Here is a 13925-nt window from a genome sequence, read left to right on the forward strand (position 1 = left end):
ATTCCGGGGCTTGTTTGTATGATGAGTATCATATTAATATGATGACCATCATGCAATGAGCGAGAATAAAAATGAATGAAACCACAGCAGGTGAAGGGATCGCGGTTCCGGCAAAAAAATCCGGTAAACGTTCAAAGCGGATCTTTGTGGTTAGCGGCATTGCGCTGGCTGTTGCCCTTGGCGGTGCTGCCTGGTTGCTGGCCGCGCCTGCATCGGAATCAACCGACGATGCCTATCTGACGGCTGATGCGACCACCGTCGCGCCAAAAGTGAAGGGGTTTGTGGCAAAGGTACTGGTGCGGCACAACCAGCAGGTTCATGCAGGGGATAAACTGGTCATGATCGACAGCGAGGAATTTACAGCACGCCTGAATGCGGCACGCGGCGATCTTCAAGATGCGCGGGCGCAGGTCGCCCAACAGCAGGCGGCATTGCTCAGCCAGCAGGCGCAGGAACAGCTGGCACTGACTCAGATTGACGCGGCACGCACGGCAATCCGTTCCTCCCGCGCCGAGCAGCAGCATGCCGAAGCCGAACAGCAGCGTTATCAGTCGCTGGCGGTCAGCGGCGCGACGTCACGTAATGATGCCGACCGCTATAAAACCACCGCCGTGACCGCTGAACAGACCTCGGCACACGCCGCTGCCATGCTGGATGTGGCGCAAAATCAGGCGGCAGTCACACATGCAAAACGCGCTGAGATTGAAGCCGCGCTGGCGCTGGCGAATGCGGCAGTCGTGAAAGCGCAGGCGGCGGAAGATCTGGCGCAACAGGATCTCAATCACACCACGATTTTTGCAGCCGTGGATGGCGTGGCGGGAAATCGTCAGGTGCAGGTGGGCGATTATGTCACGCCCGGTCAGCGGCTGATGACGCTGGTGCCGGAGCAGGGAATTTATGTGACAGCCAATTTTAAAGAGACGCAGACCGGCAGAATGCAACCGGGACAACGGGCGGATGTCCATGTCGATGCGCTGCCGGGTGTGACGTTTCGCGGTGAAGTCGACAGCCTCGCGCCGGGTTCCGGTTCGACATTTGCGCTGCTGCCGTTTGAGCCGGGCACCGGTAACTTCACCAAAATTGTTCAACGGGTGCCGGTGCGTATTCGTCTCGATGCCGGTCAGCCGGATTTAGCGGCGCTGCGTCCGGGATTATCGGTGGATGCCCGCGTTTCGTTAACCGATGCGGTCAGGTAAACTATGACGGCAATTTTCTGATGATCAGGGCCTGACTATGCGCTATGAAAGTGAACATAAACCTAAAATCCGCGAGCGGATCGTGAAAGAAGCGGCGAAAGCTATCCGCGCCAAAGGGCCGTTGCAGGTCAGCGTGGCTGGCGTGATGAGTAAAGCCGGGCTGACGCACGGCGGGTTCTATGCGCACTTTGCCTCGAAAGATGCCCTGATCGAAGCGGCTATCACACAGATGTTTAATCAGGTGATGGCGCGCTGGGATAAAGATAATCAGGGGCTGACCGCACAGCAGCAACTGGCGGGGTATATCGATTTCTATCTGTCGCCATGGCACCGTGATAACCGTGCGCAGGGCTGCCCGGTTTCAGCGCTGGCCTCGGAAACACCCCGTATGCCGGCAGCTTGCCAGGCGGAGTTTGCGCGGGGAATCGAACGGATCCGTGGGATGATTTTACGTCAGCTGACAGAGATGGGCGTTGAGGATCCGCACACCACGGCGATATCAGTCAGTGCAGAGCTGATGGGCAGCTTGTCGCTGGCACGTTGCGAACCGGATCGTGAAGCTTCGGATGCGTTGCTGGGAAATGCGCGGAAGACGGTGAAAGCGCGGCTGAATTTGCCGGAAGAATAAACTCTCAGAATCGCTCCCTCCCCTGCGAAGGGGAGGGTTGGGGTGGGGTATTAAGTTCTAAATCAAAAAGTTAAGGTTTTCTTAAACAAGGTGTTAGCCCTTAAAACCCCCTCCCAGCCTCCCCCTTCGCAGGGGGAGGAGCTGAAAAAATCTATCAGAAATCATAACCTACTGTAGCAACCACAGTACGTTCCTGACCCCAGTAGCAGTAGCTGGTGCCGTAACAGGCTGCGACATATTTCTTGTCGAACAGGTTGTTGGCATTCAGCTGCACATACGCGCCTTTCAGCTGCGGATTAAACTGCACCAGATTCATACGCAGTGATGCATCAACCAGCGTGGCGGAAGGCATATGACGGGTGTTTTCGTTATCCGCCCATTGTGTGCCGATGTAGCGCACGCCCGCACCCATATCCACACCAATCGGCGTGTTGTACTGACCCCAGATGGACGCCATTTGTTTTGGCGTCACATACGGCGTGTTGCCGTTGTTTTCGGCGGCATCACGGATACGCACTTTGTTATAGGTATAACCGGCCATCACGTTGAAGCGTTCGGTAACCTGTTTCTTGGCTTCCAGCTCCAGACCTTGTGAGCGGATTTTCCCTGCCGGCTCGTAATAGCTGCCGACCACCACGCGGTTACCCACGTCTTTTTGCGTCAGATCATACAACGCCGCGCTGTACATATCGGACGTGCCGACCGGCTGGTATTTGATACCGGCTTCGTATTGCTCGCTCTGCATCGGTTTCAGCAGGGTGCCATCAGCGCCCGGCAGGGCAGATGGGGTCATCGCCTGGCTGTAGCTAACGTACGGAGAAATCCCGCTGTCGAAGGCGTACAGCAGGGAAGCGCGGCTGCTGAAGTGTTCGTCTTTACGTTCGCTGTTGCTCTGCGTGCCGTAAATGCTTTCGTAGCTGCGGCTGGAGGTTTTCAGCGTGTCGTAACGGCCTGACAGGGTCAGATACCACTTGTTCCAGCTCATTTCATCTTGCAGATAAGTGCCCATCTGCTCATAACGGTTTTTACCGCGTGAATGGCTGTAATAATCCAGGGCATCGCCGCCCACACCGGTGTACGGGTTAAGTGGCTCAGCGGTGGCACCATCAGATTTCACGTCGTTGATAAAGTGGGAATAATCAAAGCCAAGAACCACTTTATGTGCCAGTTCGCCAGTGGCGAAATCGGCTTCCAGCTGGTTGTCGATAGCAAACGTATCCAGAGACGATTTCTCACCGGAATAGTAGCGATTCATCAGCGTACGGTCTGCGTTCCAGCCAGCCTGATACACCTGATCCAGTTCGGTATTGGAATGGGTGTAGTTGGCGTTCTGGCGGAATGACCATACGTCGTTAAACGCGTGCTGGAATTCGTAGCTGTAGATCTGCTCCCAGCGTTTGAACTGGTTGCGGGTGGTTTCGCCATCGAAGAAACCACGGCTCAGTTTCTGACCGTACAGGCTGCCGTCGGCAGGCACTGCGGCGTGATAACCGCCGGACGGATCTTTTTGCAGATAAGCCCGCAGTAAAAGGGAGGTGTTTTCATCCGGCGTCCACAGTAATTGCGGAGAAATCGCGTAACGCTCTTCTCGCTGGTGATCGTACTGCGTGTCGCTGCTGCGGGTCATACCGGTCAGGCGGAATGCCAGCTGATCGTTGATCGCGTTAGTGTAATCGAACGCGCCGCCTTTGGTGTTTTGTGTACCACCGGAAAGCTGGAAGTGACCTTCTTCAGCAAACTGCGGGCGCTTGGTGGTTTCCATCACCACACCGCCGGGAATGCTCTGGCCGTAAAGCGCAGAAGACGGGCCTTTCACCACATCAATACGTTCGAGGAACCACGGATCAACCTGAATGGAGTTGTAAGTTGCGCCATCGCTGAGAATACGCAGGCCATCAAGGAAGGTGTTGTTGACGTCACCGCCGTGGAAACCGCGCAGGGAAATTGTGTCATAACGCGTTGCGCCACCGGCAAAGTTGGTGAAGACGCCGGGCGTATAGTTCAGTGCAGCGTTCACCGTGGTGGCGTTCTGGTCGGTCATTTGCTGACGGGTCACGACAGACACGGCCTGACCGGTAGTGATCAGCGGCTGATCCGTTTTGGTCGCGCTTTTACTGGTTTTTGCACTGTAACCCTGCGTCGGGGCATCTGCGGTATCAGCAGGTGCGGCTTTGACAACCACCGTATCTTCGGCAGCCATTGATGCAGCCGGAACGGCCAGCGCCATGGCGCACATAAGCACCGAGCGTTTGAGGGGGAAAGCCAACAACATATTCATATTCCCTATAAATAACCTGATAAATCATCAGGTGATTAATTGATGCGTGTGAAATAGACCCAAAAAGCCAACAGGGTTCCGCGCGAAAGACGTGGTGCAATAACGCGGTATGGCTTAACGAAAACGAGACGAATGTTAAACTTAATGATAATTGTTATCATTATTATTTTACAAATTCATGGGGGGTTTCTTCTAAAAGTGTGAACTGGCGCAGGTTTATCATGATGAAAAGCAGGGGCTTTTTGATTGTTTTACGAACAACCTTACTCAGGCAATGGATATCGGATGTGCCTGCCGCATCGCTAAATCTGAAGAATTCCCTTGAAAACGCAGACAAAACCGCAGTTACGGATTAGCTTTAAGAGTGAGTTTATTAAAATCGAAAAAGTTCACGACCGAGATCGGGAAATAATGCAGTGAGGGACGGCGCGGTTGTCGATCCGCATAGCGACGACGCCCGTGTACAAGGCGTTCGCCGCTTTATTGAGATGATTGAGCAGGAACCCCGCTTATCTGCCACCGCGCTGCAAACCGTCGGCAGCAAAGGCTGGGACGGTTTTGTGCTGGCGAGGGTAGTCAGCTAAACGCGGGCGTTAACGCGCCAGACCAAAGCCAATGTCAAACAGCGGGTTTTCGCTGTCATGCGGCATATCCGACTGTTGTTTAAGCACGGCTTCCATCGATGACGGCAGCTCGAACGGCAGTTTGCCGGTATACGCTTCGCTGCTGGTCAGACGGCTAAACAGCACCGCATCGCTGACCCCGAAATTACCGATCACCGCTTTTGCTTTGTCATTCACGTTGGTCAGAATGGCAGGGCGGTCGAGGTACACCGTGACCACCGTGGGTACCGCTTTGCTGGCTTTTACGATGGCCTGATAATCGGCATTGTCATCGGTAAAGGCCAGTGAACCTTCATGGTGGCGTTTACCGAAGAACCATTGTTTATGCGGTTGTTCATAAGGTGCATGAGCGCGGATCAACGCGACATCGGCTTTTTCAGGCGCATCAACCACGGTGAAACCTGCGGCCTGTGCGGCTTTCGGTTCGATACCATACAGCCACACTTTTTTGCCTTTTTTCAGCGGTAACAGGTCACCGGTATTTTGCAGTAAAACAAGGGAGTGACGTTGCGCCGCATCGGCTTCTTTCTGCCAGTCTGCGCGTCCGACGGTTTTCACCGCTTTCTGAGGATCCACAAACGGATTTTCAAACAGTCCGGTGCGGAATTTCTGTTCTAAGATGCGCACCACGGATTCATCCAGCCGTTGCTGCGTCAGCTGTTTTTCTTTGACCGCATTCACCAGGAGTTGGGAGTCAGTCACGCCGCCAAACTGATCCACACCGGCCTTCACCGCTTTTACGAAACGCTGCTGTGGCGTCAGGTTTTCAACGCCCCAGGACATACCGCCAGGGACCGGTTCTTTGCCTTCCGGCGAACCGTTCAGGCATTCGTCTTCGCAATTGCTGGTGATTAGCCAGTCGCTGAGGATCACCCCTTTGAAACCATACTGACCACGCAGGATATCCGTCAGTAACTGATGGCTGAATCCGGCACCAACCTGTTCCAGCGGTTTGCCTTCAAAGGATGCATTTTTCAAAATGGAATAGGTGGGCATGACGCTGGCGACATTGGCTTCGAAAGCGCCGGTAAACGGATAGATGTGCTCTTTGAGATTATTGCCCGGGAACACCGCGTTTTTGCCGTAAACGTTGTGGCTGTCGTAGCCGTTTTCCGCCGCGCCGTAGCCGACCCAGTGCTTCACCACCGAAATCACGCTGCCCTGATTCAGGCCATCGCTGCCATTTTGCATCCCTTCGATGTAGCCGCGCACCATGTTATGCACCCGCGTCGGGTCTTCACCGAAAGTACCACTGATCCGCGCCCAGCGCGGTTCTGTTGCAAGATCGGCCTGCGGAGAAAGTGCCTCGCGAATGCCGACGGCCAGATATTCCTGACGGACGATATCGGCGTAGCGGCGGGTGAGTTTTTCATTGCCAATTGCTGCCAGCCCTAATGTTTCCGGCCACTGTGTGAATTTGCCGGAAGCCGTGCTCGCGCCAGTCAGATATTCAAACGAGTTGCGTGGATCACTGCTGATGGTGACCGGAATACCGAGTCGTGATTTTTCAGCAATCTGCTGCAGTTTATTGTTCTCTTCTGCCATCACCGCAGGGTCTTCCGCTGACAACCGGGTGATCAGACTGTTGACCTTCGCGCCGGAAATCATCTTTTCCGCCGCCGCCATATCATAGTGAGTCCCGGCGCCGATCGGACTGTTGGCCGTCGGTGCGGAGCCGTGCATCATCACCCCGGCTTTTTCCTCCAGCGTCATACGTTTTACCAGATCCGCCGCGCGTTCTTCCGGCGTCAGTCGCCAGTCCTCATAAGGTTCGAGTTTGCCGGAGTGATTGAGATCTTTAAATTGCAGGCCATCAATGGTCAGCAATGTCACTTCCCGCTGACTCAGTTCGGGCTGATCGGTATCAGCAAAAGCAGCCGGTGTGGAAAACAGAAGGGCAGAAACAGCCAGGTTCAGAGGTTTGATTTTCATCATCATCCTTAATTATTTTGTGTCTATAAAGAATTGATAAATATAGAAACTTAATGCTTAAGGAATAACCTATTTACCTGACTGATATTGCGATCAGGTTCTCAAATGCTATCAGCCAAGCACCATTCCCAGTAACGCGCCGACTGCCAGTACCCATAACGGGTGGATCCGCTTATTAAGTGCCAGTACGGTACACAGGGCGATCACACCCGCAAGTGACAGCGTGGTGGCTGAAGCTTTGGCGATCAACAGTCCGCTCGACACCACCAGCCCGACGGTGACCGGCACCAGTCCGCGCTGAATAACCTGACGCCACGGACGGTCTTTATAACGCTTCCAGCCCCCCATCACGATCAGCGTCACCACGGAAGACGGACCAAATTTTGCCAGCGAAGACACCAGCAGACCGGACCATCCCGCAACCTGCCAGCCAATCAGCGGCACGATCATCATATTCGGTCCGGGAGCGGCTTGCGCCAGCGCGAACAATGCACTGAATTCCTGCGCGCTCATCCAGTGATGCACCTGCACCACAGCACGTTGCATCTCCGGCAGAATGGTATTACCGCCGCCGAATGCCAGCAGGGAAAGCTCAGTAAACAGCAGGGCGAGTGAGAGTAAAACGGCCATCAGAATTTACTCCTGGCGCAGATGAAAATACTGACCGGAGCCAGCACCAGCATCACCTGCAGCATCGGGATGCGAAATCCTGCGATGGCAATGACGCCTGCGGCGACCAGCGCCAGTTGCAGCCATTTTCCCCGCAAAGGTGCCAGCATCTTGAGGCCGGTCGAGAGCAGCAAACCGGCCGCCGCTGCTGCCATCCCCGCAAACAAATGTTCCACCAGCGGTTCATTCTGATAGCGTGCATACACCAGTCCGAGCAGCACCACGCAAATCGTCGGTGCCAGGATCAGGCCGAGAATGGCTGAAAGCGCACCGCGCAGCCCGCGAAACTCCATTCCCAGCGCGACGGATAAATTAATGATATTGCCGCCCGGTAAAAACTGACACAGACCCAGCAGTTCGGTGAACTGATCGCCGGTCAGCCAGCGGCGTTTATCCACCAGCATGTGCCGCGCCATCGGCAGCACGCCGCCGAAACCGGTCAGGCCAAGAATGAAAAAGCCTTTAAACAGTTGTCCGCAATCAGGTTGCGGCGCTGTCCCATCTTCTGTATCCAGCATTAATTTATCCTGCGTTTGTGCCGACATTTTCACTCTCTCCCTCAAATATAATTCAAAGCCGCCAGAGGCGTAAATTCTGTTAAGGATCATGCGCGTGGATGTGCCATGATGTCTAATGCCTTTAATAATGATAAAAGATACCCTGAGGGTATGGATATGATTGAACTGAAACGTCTGAATGCGTTCGTCACTGTGGTGGAAGCGGGCAGCATTACCCGCGCCGCAGAACTGCTGTTTATCCAGCAACCGCCGCTGACACGCCTGCTTCAGGGGCTGGAACAGGAGTTTGGCGTGCCTTTGTTACAACGTTTGCCGCGCGGGGTGATCCCGACCGAAGCGGGCGAGGTGTTATTGCAGGAAGCCCGTGCGGTGCTGGCGAGGGCCGCTCAGCTCAGCGCCGCGATGCATCGTGCCGCACAGGGAGAACAAGGGCGCGTGCGCATCGGTTTCACCAGCTCGGCCGCGCTGCATACCTTTGTGCCCGCACTGTTGCGCCGCTACCGGGAGATTTATCCGGCGGTCAGCACGCAGCTGGAGGAAAGCGGCAGCGGTGAGTTACTGGCGTCTGTGGTGGCGGGCGAGCTGGATGTCGCATTTGTGCGTATGCGGGTCAAAGATATGCCCGAATTAGAAATGGAAAAAGTGCTGGAAGAACCGATGTGGGTGGCGGTTCCGGCCGGACACAAACTGGCATCGCGGACTTCCGCCAGGCCGCTCAAACTCGAAGAACTGAGCAACGAGCCTTTTGTGTTGTACCGTCGTCGTGCCGGGCAGGGATTGTATGACGCCATACTGGCAGCGTATGTCCGTGCCGGTTTTAGCCCGCACATCGTGCAGGAAGCGCCGCGGTTAACATCGTGCCTGAGTCTGGTCGGCGCGGGGCTGGGGATCTCGATTGTGCCTGAATCCATGACCCGCCTCGGCGGCGATGGCGTGGTATTTCTGCCACTGGATGCCGCCACGCAACTCAGTGCGCCGCTGTATCTCGCGCGGCGGGAGGACAGCCATTCATCGGCTATAATCAATACGTTTTGTGCGCTGGTGAAATCGCAATTAACGGTGCAGTGATTATCTGCGCATTAAAGATGTTGCTCAGAAATATGTTTCTGGGTGGATTCCAGCGTAATGCCGTCAGATTCGATGGCGCTGAGCAGCGAATCGAGCAGGCCGGGGAAGCGGGCGTCCAGATCTTCGCGGCGCAGTGAAAGCAAATTGGCGCGGCCATCCGGGCGCTGCCAGATCACGCCGCTGTCCCGCAATACGCGCCAGTGGTGAGTCAGTGTCGATTTCGACAGTCCCTGCAATAAGGTTCCGCAAGGATGCTCGCCGCCTTTTGCCAGCGTGCGCACCACTGCCAGACGTAGCGGATTGCCCAGCGCAGTCAGAACATTTTCGAGGCGGATCTGCCCGCGCTCAGGGTGGTTGGCTATCATCGGACTATCCTCTTAAAGTACAAAAATCAACGGCCGCGCAATATAGCCTATCCCTCTGCTGCTGTACAACGCGATGGCCTCTCACCAATTTCATCGATAGAATAAAATTATTGTACGAATATACACGTACAATTGTAGTATACTCTCCGCATTAAGAAGTTTAGTACTCATTACTTTGTGACGGGACGTGATAACCACTCTCCGCCAACTTAGCCATCAACCAGTAAGGACGTCATATGGCTCGCAAAACGCCAATCGAGCGCTACCGCAATATCGGTATCTCAGCACACATCGACGCAGGTAAAACCACCACCACCGAGCGTATTCTTTTCTATACCGGTATGAATCATAAGCTGGGAGAAGTGCATGACGGCGGTGCGACCACAGACTGGATGGCTCAGGAACAGGAGCGCGGCATTACCATTACGTCCGCTGCTGTCACCTGTTTCTGGCGCGGGATGGATCACTCATTCGATGAGCATCGCATTAATATTATCGACACTCCGGGGCACGTGGATTTCACCATTGAAGTGGAACGTTCCATGCGCGTACTCGACGGTGCGGTAATGGTGTACGACGCCGTCGGCGGTGTGCAGCCACAGTCTGAAACCGTCTGGCGTCAGGCCAATAAATACAAAGTGCCGCGTCTGGCTTTCGTTAACAAAATGGACCGTCAGGGCGCAGATTTCTTCCGTGTTCGCCAGATGATGGTCGATCGCCTGAAAGCCAATCCGGTGCCGATTGTCATTCCGATCGGTAAAGAAGAGCATTTTACCGGCGTGGTGGATTTGCGCAAAATGCGCGCCATTTTGTGGGACGACGCGACACAAGGGATGACCTTTACCTATGAAGCGATCCCGGCAGAACTTCAGGCGCTGGCGGAAGAATGGCGAGAAAAAATGGTGTCGGCCGCTGCTGAAGCCAACGATGCGCTGATGGATAAATATCTCGAAGAAGGCACGCTGACCGAGGATGAAATTACCGAAGGTCTGCGTCTGCGCACCATTGCCGGTGAAATCCAGCCGATGCTGTGTGGCAGTGCGTTCAAGAATAAAGGCGTACAGCGCATGCTTGATGCCGTGATCGAACTGATGCCGTCTCCGCTGGATATTCCACCGGTAGCGGGCACTGACGAAGACGGTAACGAAGTGTTCCGTCATTCCGATGACAACGAGAAGTTCTCGGCGCTGGCGTTCAAACTGATGACTGACCCGTATGTCGGCCAGCTGACGTTTGTCCGAGTTTATTCCGGCGTGCTGAAAAAAGGCGACAGCGTGTATAACCCGGTGCGCGGTAAGAAAGAGCGTATCGGGCGTATTGTGCAGATGCACGCGAATGACCGTATCGAAATTGATGAAATCCGTGCCGGTGATATCGCTGCCTGTGTCGGGCTGAAAGATGTGACGACCGGTGAAACGCTGTGCGATCCGACCGACATCATTACGCTGGTACGCATGGAGTTCCCGGATCCGGTGATTTCGCAGGCTATCGAGCCGAAGACTAAAGCCGACCAGGAAAAAATGGGGATCGCGTTGTCACGGCTGGCATCAGAGGATCCGTCATTCCGCATCCGTACCGACGAGGAATCCGGCCAGACAATTATTTCCGGGATGGGCGAATTGCATCTGGAAATCATTGTCGACCGCATGAAACGTGAGTTCGGTGTGGAAGCCAACATCGGTAAACCGCAGGTAACGTACCGTGAAACGGTGCGTAAAACGGTGAAAGATGTGGAAGGGAAATTTGTACGTCAGTCCGGCGGTAAAGGTCAGTATGGCCACGTGGTCTTCACGCTCGAACCCTTGCCGGCAGGCACTGGCTTTGAGTTTGTCGATGCTACAAAAGGTGGCGTAGTGCCGCGCGACTATATCCCTGCGGTAGAGAAAGGGGTCACGGAGGCGCTGAACAACGGCATTCTGGCCGGTTATCCGGTGGTCGATGTGAAAGTGACACTGACCTTCGGGTCATACCACGAGGTCGATTCCTCGGAAATGGCGTTCAAAATGGCGGCGATCTTTGGTTTCAAAGAAGCGGCTAAACGTGCAGATCCGGTGATCCTCGAGCCGATGATGAAAGTCGAAGTGGAAACGCCGGAGGAGTACGCCGGTGGCGTGATGGGCGATTTGTCCTCGCGTCGCGGTACAGTGCAGGGCATGGAAGAAATCGCGGGCGGCGGCGGTAAAATTATTAAAGCCGAAGTGCCGCTTTCCGAAATGTTTGGCTACTCCACCGTTTTGCGGTCGATGTCGCAAGGTCGTGCAACCTACAGCATGGAGTTCAATCACTATGCCGAGGCACCGCGCAATGTCGCTGAAAACATTATTGCGTCGCGTGGCAAATAAGCAATACCGGCGTAATCTCCGCCATTGACAAAACGGTCCGCAAGGGCCGTTTTTTTTGGTCGCAGAAAAGGATTTAATAGTTTATGACTTCATTGTGTGACACTCTAATGCGCATCTCAGGTGTGTATGAGGAGGGTGTTATGTCATCAGTAACAGGAAATAAAAAACGAACGAATGTCACGCTGAGTGCCGATTTACTAGAACAGGCCAAAGTGTTCGGCATTAATCTTTCAGCAACGTTTGATAAAGCGTTAGGAGAAGCGGTGAAAGAGAAGCAAAGGAAACTTTTCTTAGAGGAAAATCAGCAAGCAATGGATTCCTGCAACGCCTTTACTGAAAAGGCAGGACTCTTCTCTCAGGGACGTGGAGTGTTGTAATGGCGCAATTTGATGTGTACGAAAATCAGGGAGAAGGTAAAAATCTTTATCCCTATTTTATGGATATTCAGAATCCCTTATTTGAAAGACTTAATGAGCGGATCGTTGTGCCGCTAACTGCACTTAGCAACCTGAAACCCATCAGGCATCTTCATCCCCTTATCAGGATCCAAAATCATCAATACGTGCTTATGACTAATCTCCTGACCAGCGTAAGTGCGACGCAATTACGTCATGAACCGGTGTTAAATGCAGATATTCATCGGGCGGATGTTGTTGCAGCGCTGGACTTACTGGTGATGGGAATTTAAGGCGCAGAATTCTGCGCCTTATTTTACGCGGTTATCTAGCTGACCAGCTTACTGACGATGGTCGCCACGTGTTTGCCCTGATGCACGGCAATGCGCAGTTCTTCTGCGCTTGGCTGACGTGAGCCATCGCCACCGGCGATAGTGGTGGCGCCATAAGGTGTGCCGCCGCGAACCTGTGAAATGTCGAACAATTCAGGTGTGGTGTAACCGATGGGAACGATGATCATGCCGTGATGGGCGAGGGTGGTCCAGGTGGAGGTGATGGTCATTTCCTGACCGCCTCCGGTACCGGTGGAGCTGAATACGCTGGCGACTTTACCGGCCAGTGCGCCTTTGGCCCACAGGCCGCCGGTCTGGTCGAGGAAAGTACGCATCTGGCCAGTCATGTTACCAAAGCGGGTTGGTGTACCGAAAATAATGGCATCGTAATCGCCAAGTTCTGCGGGAGACGCAACTTCTGCCGTCTGACCGGTTTTGCCACCGGCAGCCTTAAAGGCTTCTTCAGGCATCGTTTCTGGGACGCGTTTTATCGTGACTTCAACCCCGGGAACGCTGCGTGCGCCTTCGGCAACGCTCTGCGCCATCGTTTCAATATGACCGTACATAGAGTGGTAGAGAACCAGTACTTTTGCCATTTTTAACTCCTGTTGAGGTGATGTTTTTTCCGTATCACGCGCTGGTTTAGAGCCGGTAATACGGGCGAAAAATTCGCTTAAAAATCCCACATTGACTCCTGCGCCTGCACGGCGGTTGTCATGAGCAAGAGTGTTCATCGTCCGCGCATAAGACGTGAGTTACAAACGCAAATTTTTGAACAGGCTCATCAATTAATTAGGGCAAAGGTGCAGAGAAGGTGGGTTTCGCACCTCTATATACTAGAACAGAAGTGCGGGACTGGCGGGAGAGAAGGGGGAGATATAAAACGTAGTCAGAGTGCATTATTCTCTTTCTTTTTCCCAACTGACCAGAATTGAGACTTCATCGGGTTGCGCGATGAATTTACTGAGAGTGGCGGTATGACCGTCTTTCATCATGACCGATACGGCAACGCCAGTAATGCCGTGATCCAGCGGGGTTTCTTCAACGCGCTGAAGCATTTTCAGACAGGTAAATTGCTGCTCCGGTGGCAGATGTTTGAACTGATCGGTGTGGCGTTTCTTCATATCGGCATCCTTCCGTAAATTTGGCCGTCACGCATCAAAACCAGCTTATGGGTGCGCTTGTAATAAATCGCTGTGAAAACACCTTTGCGATAGACCTGAGCATCCGCGTTATCTTCATCAAGGTATGCTGCAGTCCCTTCGATATATCCCTGCTTGTCAGCGGGAAAGATTTTGACATCAATCCCTTTAATGCGGGCGTGAACGACTTTTTTGGTTGCCTGTGCATACTGCTTCGCCGAGTTTTCCATCGCCTGCTTCAGCGCCACGCTCTGAATAGACGTCTGACGATTTTGCTCTGCCATGTAACACGTATCTTTTGAAACGCCTTGTGACTGACAGTCCGCCATTCTGGAGGCCTGAGTGGAGCAGCCTGCAAGGACGGTCAGCGCAGCAATGACTAAAAGTTTTTTCATTTTGATTTACCCGTATTGGAAAGATGGGGGACGAGTCCCCCC

The 13925-nt window shown here is 53.8% G+C and carries 14 protein-coding genes and 1 pseudogene; 7 read left to right on the top strand and 8 right to left on the bottom strand.

The features are described 5' to 3' along the window. The first annotated feature begins 71 nt into the window (after positions 1-71). Together CKQ54_RS13585 and CKQ54_RS13590 are read left to right on the top strand one after the other, a co-directional pair. On the top strand, positions 72-1196 hold the full coding sequence (locus tag CKQ54_RS13585; protein WP_120164022.1) for an HlyD family secretion protein: 1125 nt from the start codon (positions 72-74) through the stop codon (positions 1194-1196). Between the two features lie 37 nt (positions 1197-1233). Next, on the top strand, positions 1234-1824 hold the full coding sequence (locus tag CKQ54_RS13590; protein WP_120164021.1) for a TetR/AcrR family transcriptional regulator: 591 nt from the start codon (positions 1234-1236) through the stop codon (positions 1822-1824). Between the two features lie 154 nt (positions 1825-1978). Here CKQ54_RS13590 and CKQ54_RS13595 read toward each other — a convergent pair whose 3' ends face one another. Continuing rightward, complete coding sequence (locus tag CKQ54_RS13595; RefSeq protein WP_112289984.1) at positions 1979-4096, bottom strand: TonB-dependent siderophore receptor; 2118 nt, start codon at positions 4094-4096, stop codon at positions 1979-1981. 410 nt (positions 4097-4506) lie between these two features. Here CKQ54_RS13595 and CKQ54_RS13600 point away from each other — a divergent pair. Further along, a pseudogene (locus CKQ54_RS13600) lies at positions 4507-4686 on the top strand (methyltransferase); the annotation flags it as partial. Between the two features lie 9 nt (positions 4687-4695). Here the strand turns inward: CKQ54_RS13600 and CKQ54_RS13605 are convergent. The 3 genes from CKQ54_RS13605 to CKQ54_RS13615 form a co-directional block, all read right to left on the bottom strand. After that, complete coding sequence (locus tag CKQ54_RS13605; RefSeq protein ID WP_120162820.1) at positions 4696-6657, bottom strand: glycoside hydrolase family 3 protein; 1962 nt, start codon at positions 6655-6657, stop codon at positions 4696-4698. A gap of 111 nt (positions 6658-6768) precedes the next feature. After that, a complete protein-coding gene (locus tag CKQ54_RS13610) occupies positions 6769-7287 on the bottom strand; it encodes a chromate transporter (protein ID WP_120162821.1) in 519 nt (172 codons plus the stop codon). After that, a complete protein-coding gene (locus CKQ54_RS13615; RefSeq protein WP_208644622.1) occupies positions 7287-7844 on the bottom strand; it encodes a chromate transporter in 558 nt (185 codons plus the stop codon). The genes CKQ54_RS13610 and CKQ54_RS13615 overlap by 1 nt, the downstream gene beginning before the upstream one ends. A 150-nt stretch (positions 7845-7994) precedes the next feature. Between CKQ54_RS13615 and CKQ54_RS13620 the strand changes: the two genes are divergently transcribed. Further along, complete coding sequence (locus CKQ54_RS13620; RefSeq protein WP_181955545.1) at positions 7995-8912, top strand: LysR family transcriptional regulator; 918 nt, start codon at positions 7995-7997, stop codon at positions 8910-8912. 11 nt (positions 8913-8923) lie between these two features. On the opposite strand, the gene CKQ54_RS13625 is transcribed toward CKQ54_RS13620, so the two are convergent. Then, positions 8924-9277: an ArsR/SmtB family transcription factor gene (locus CKQ54_RS13625; RefSeq protein WP_112289990.1), complete on the bottom strand. Its 354-nt coding sequence runs from the start codon at positions 9275-9277 to the stop codon at positions 8924-8926. A gap of 236 nt (positions 9278-9513) precedes the next feature. Between CKQ54_RS13625 and fusA the strand changes: the two genes are divergently transcribed. The 3 genes from fusA (at position 9514) to CKQ54_RS13640 (ending at position 12307) form a co-directional block, all read left to right on the top strand. Beyond that, on the top strand, positions 9514-11619 hold the full coding sequence (fusA, locus tag CKQ54_RS13630; protein WP_112289992.1) for an elongation factor G: 2106 nt from the start codon (positions 9514-9516) through the stop codon (positions 11617-11619). Positions 11620-11759: 140 nt separating this feature from the next. Next, positions 11760-11996, top strand: a complete 237-nt coding sequence (locus CKQ54_RS13635) for a type II toxin-antitoxin system CcdA family antitoxin (protein WP_095921781.1) — start codon at positions 11760-11762, stop codon at positions 11994-11996. Next, positions 11996-12307 carry a CcdB family protein gene (locus CKQ54_RS13640; RefSeq protein WP_095921782.1) on the top strand — a complete coding sequence of 104 codons (312 nt, stop codon included), beginning with the start codon at positions 11996-11998 and terminating at the stop codon, positions 12305-12307. The genes CKQ54_RS13635 and CKQ54_RS13640 overlap by 1 nt, the downstream gene beginning before the upstream one ends. A gap of 35 nt (positions 12308-12342) precedes the next feature. Here the strand turns inward: CKQ54_RS13640 and wrbA are convergent, their stop codons facing one another. The 3 genes from wrbA to CKQ54_RS13655 form a co-directional block, all read right to left on the bottom strand. Continuing rightward, complete coding sequence (gene wrbA / locus CKQ54_RS13645) at positions 12343-12942, bottom strand: NAD(P)H:quinone oxidoreductase (protein ID WP_015689874.1); 600 nt, start codon at positions 12940-12942, stop codon at positions 12343-12345. A gap of 303 nt (positions 12943-13245) precedes the next feature. Beyond that, the gene (locus tag CKQ54_RS13650; RefSeq protein ID WP_120162824.1) at positions 13246-13470 is read right to left on the bottom strand and encodes a hypothetical protein; all 225 of its coding nucleotides are present in this window, start codon (positions 13468-13470) and stop codon (positions 13246-13248) included. Continuing rightward, positions 13467-13883, bottom strand: coding sequence for a hypothetical protein (locus tag CKQ54_RS13655; protein WP_120162825.1), 417 nt, complete (start codon positions 13881-13883; stop codon positions 13467-13469). Before CKQ54_RS13655 ends, CKQ54_RS13650 begins: the two co-directional genes overlap by 4 nt. Positions 13884-13925 lie beyond the last annotated feature (42 nt).

The organism is Rahnella variigena (assembly GCF_003610915.1).
Lineage (GTDB): Bacteria > Pseudomonadota > Gammaproteobacteria > Enterobacterales > Enterobacteriaceae > Rahnella > Rahnella variigena.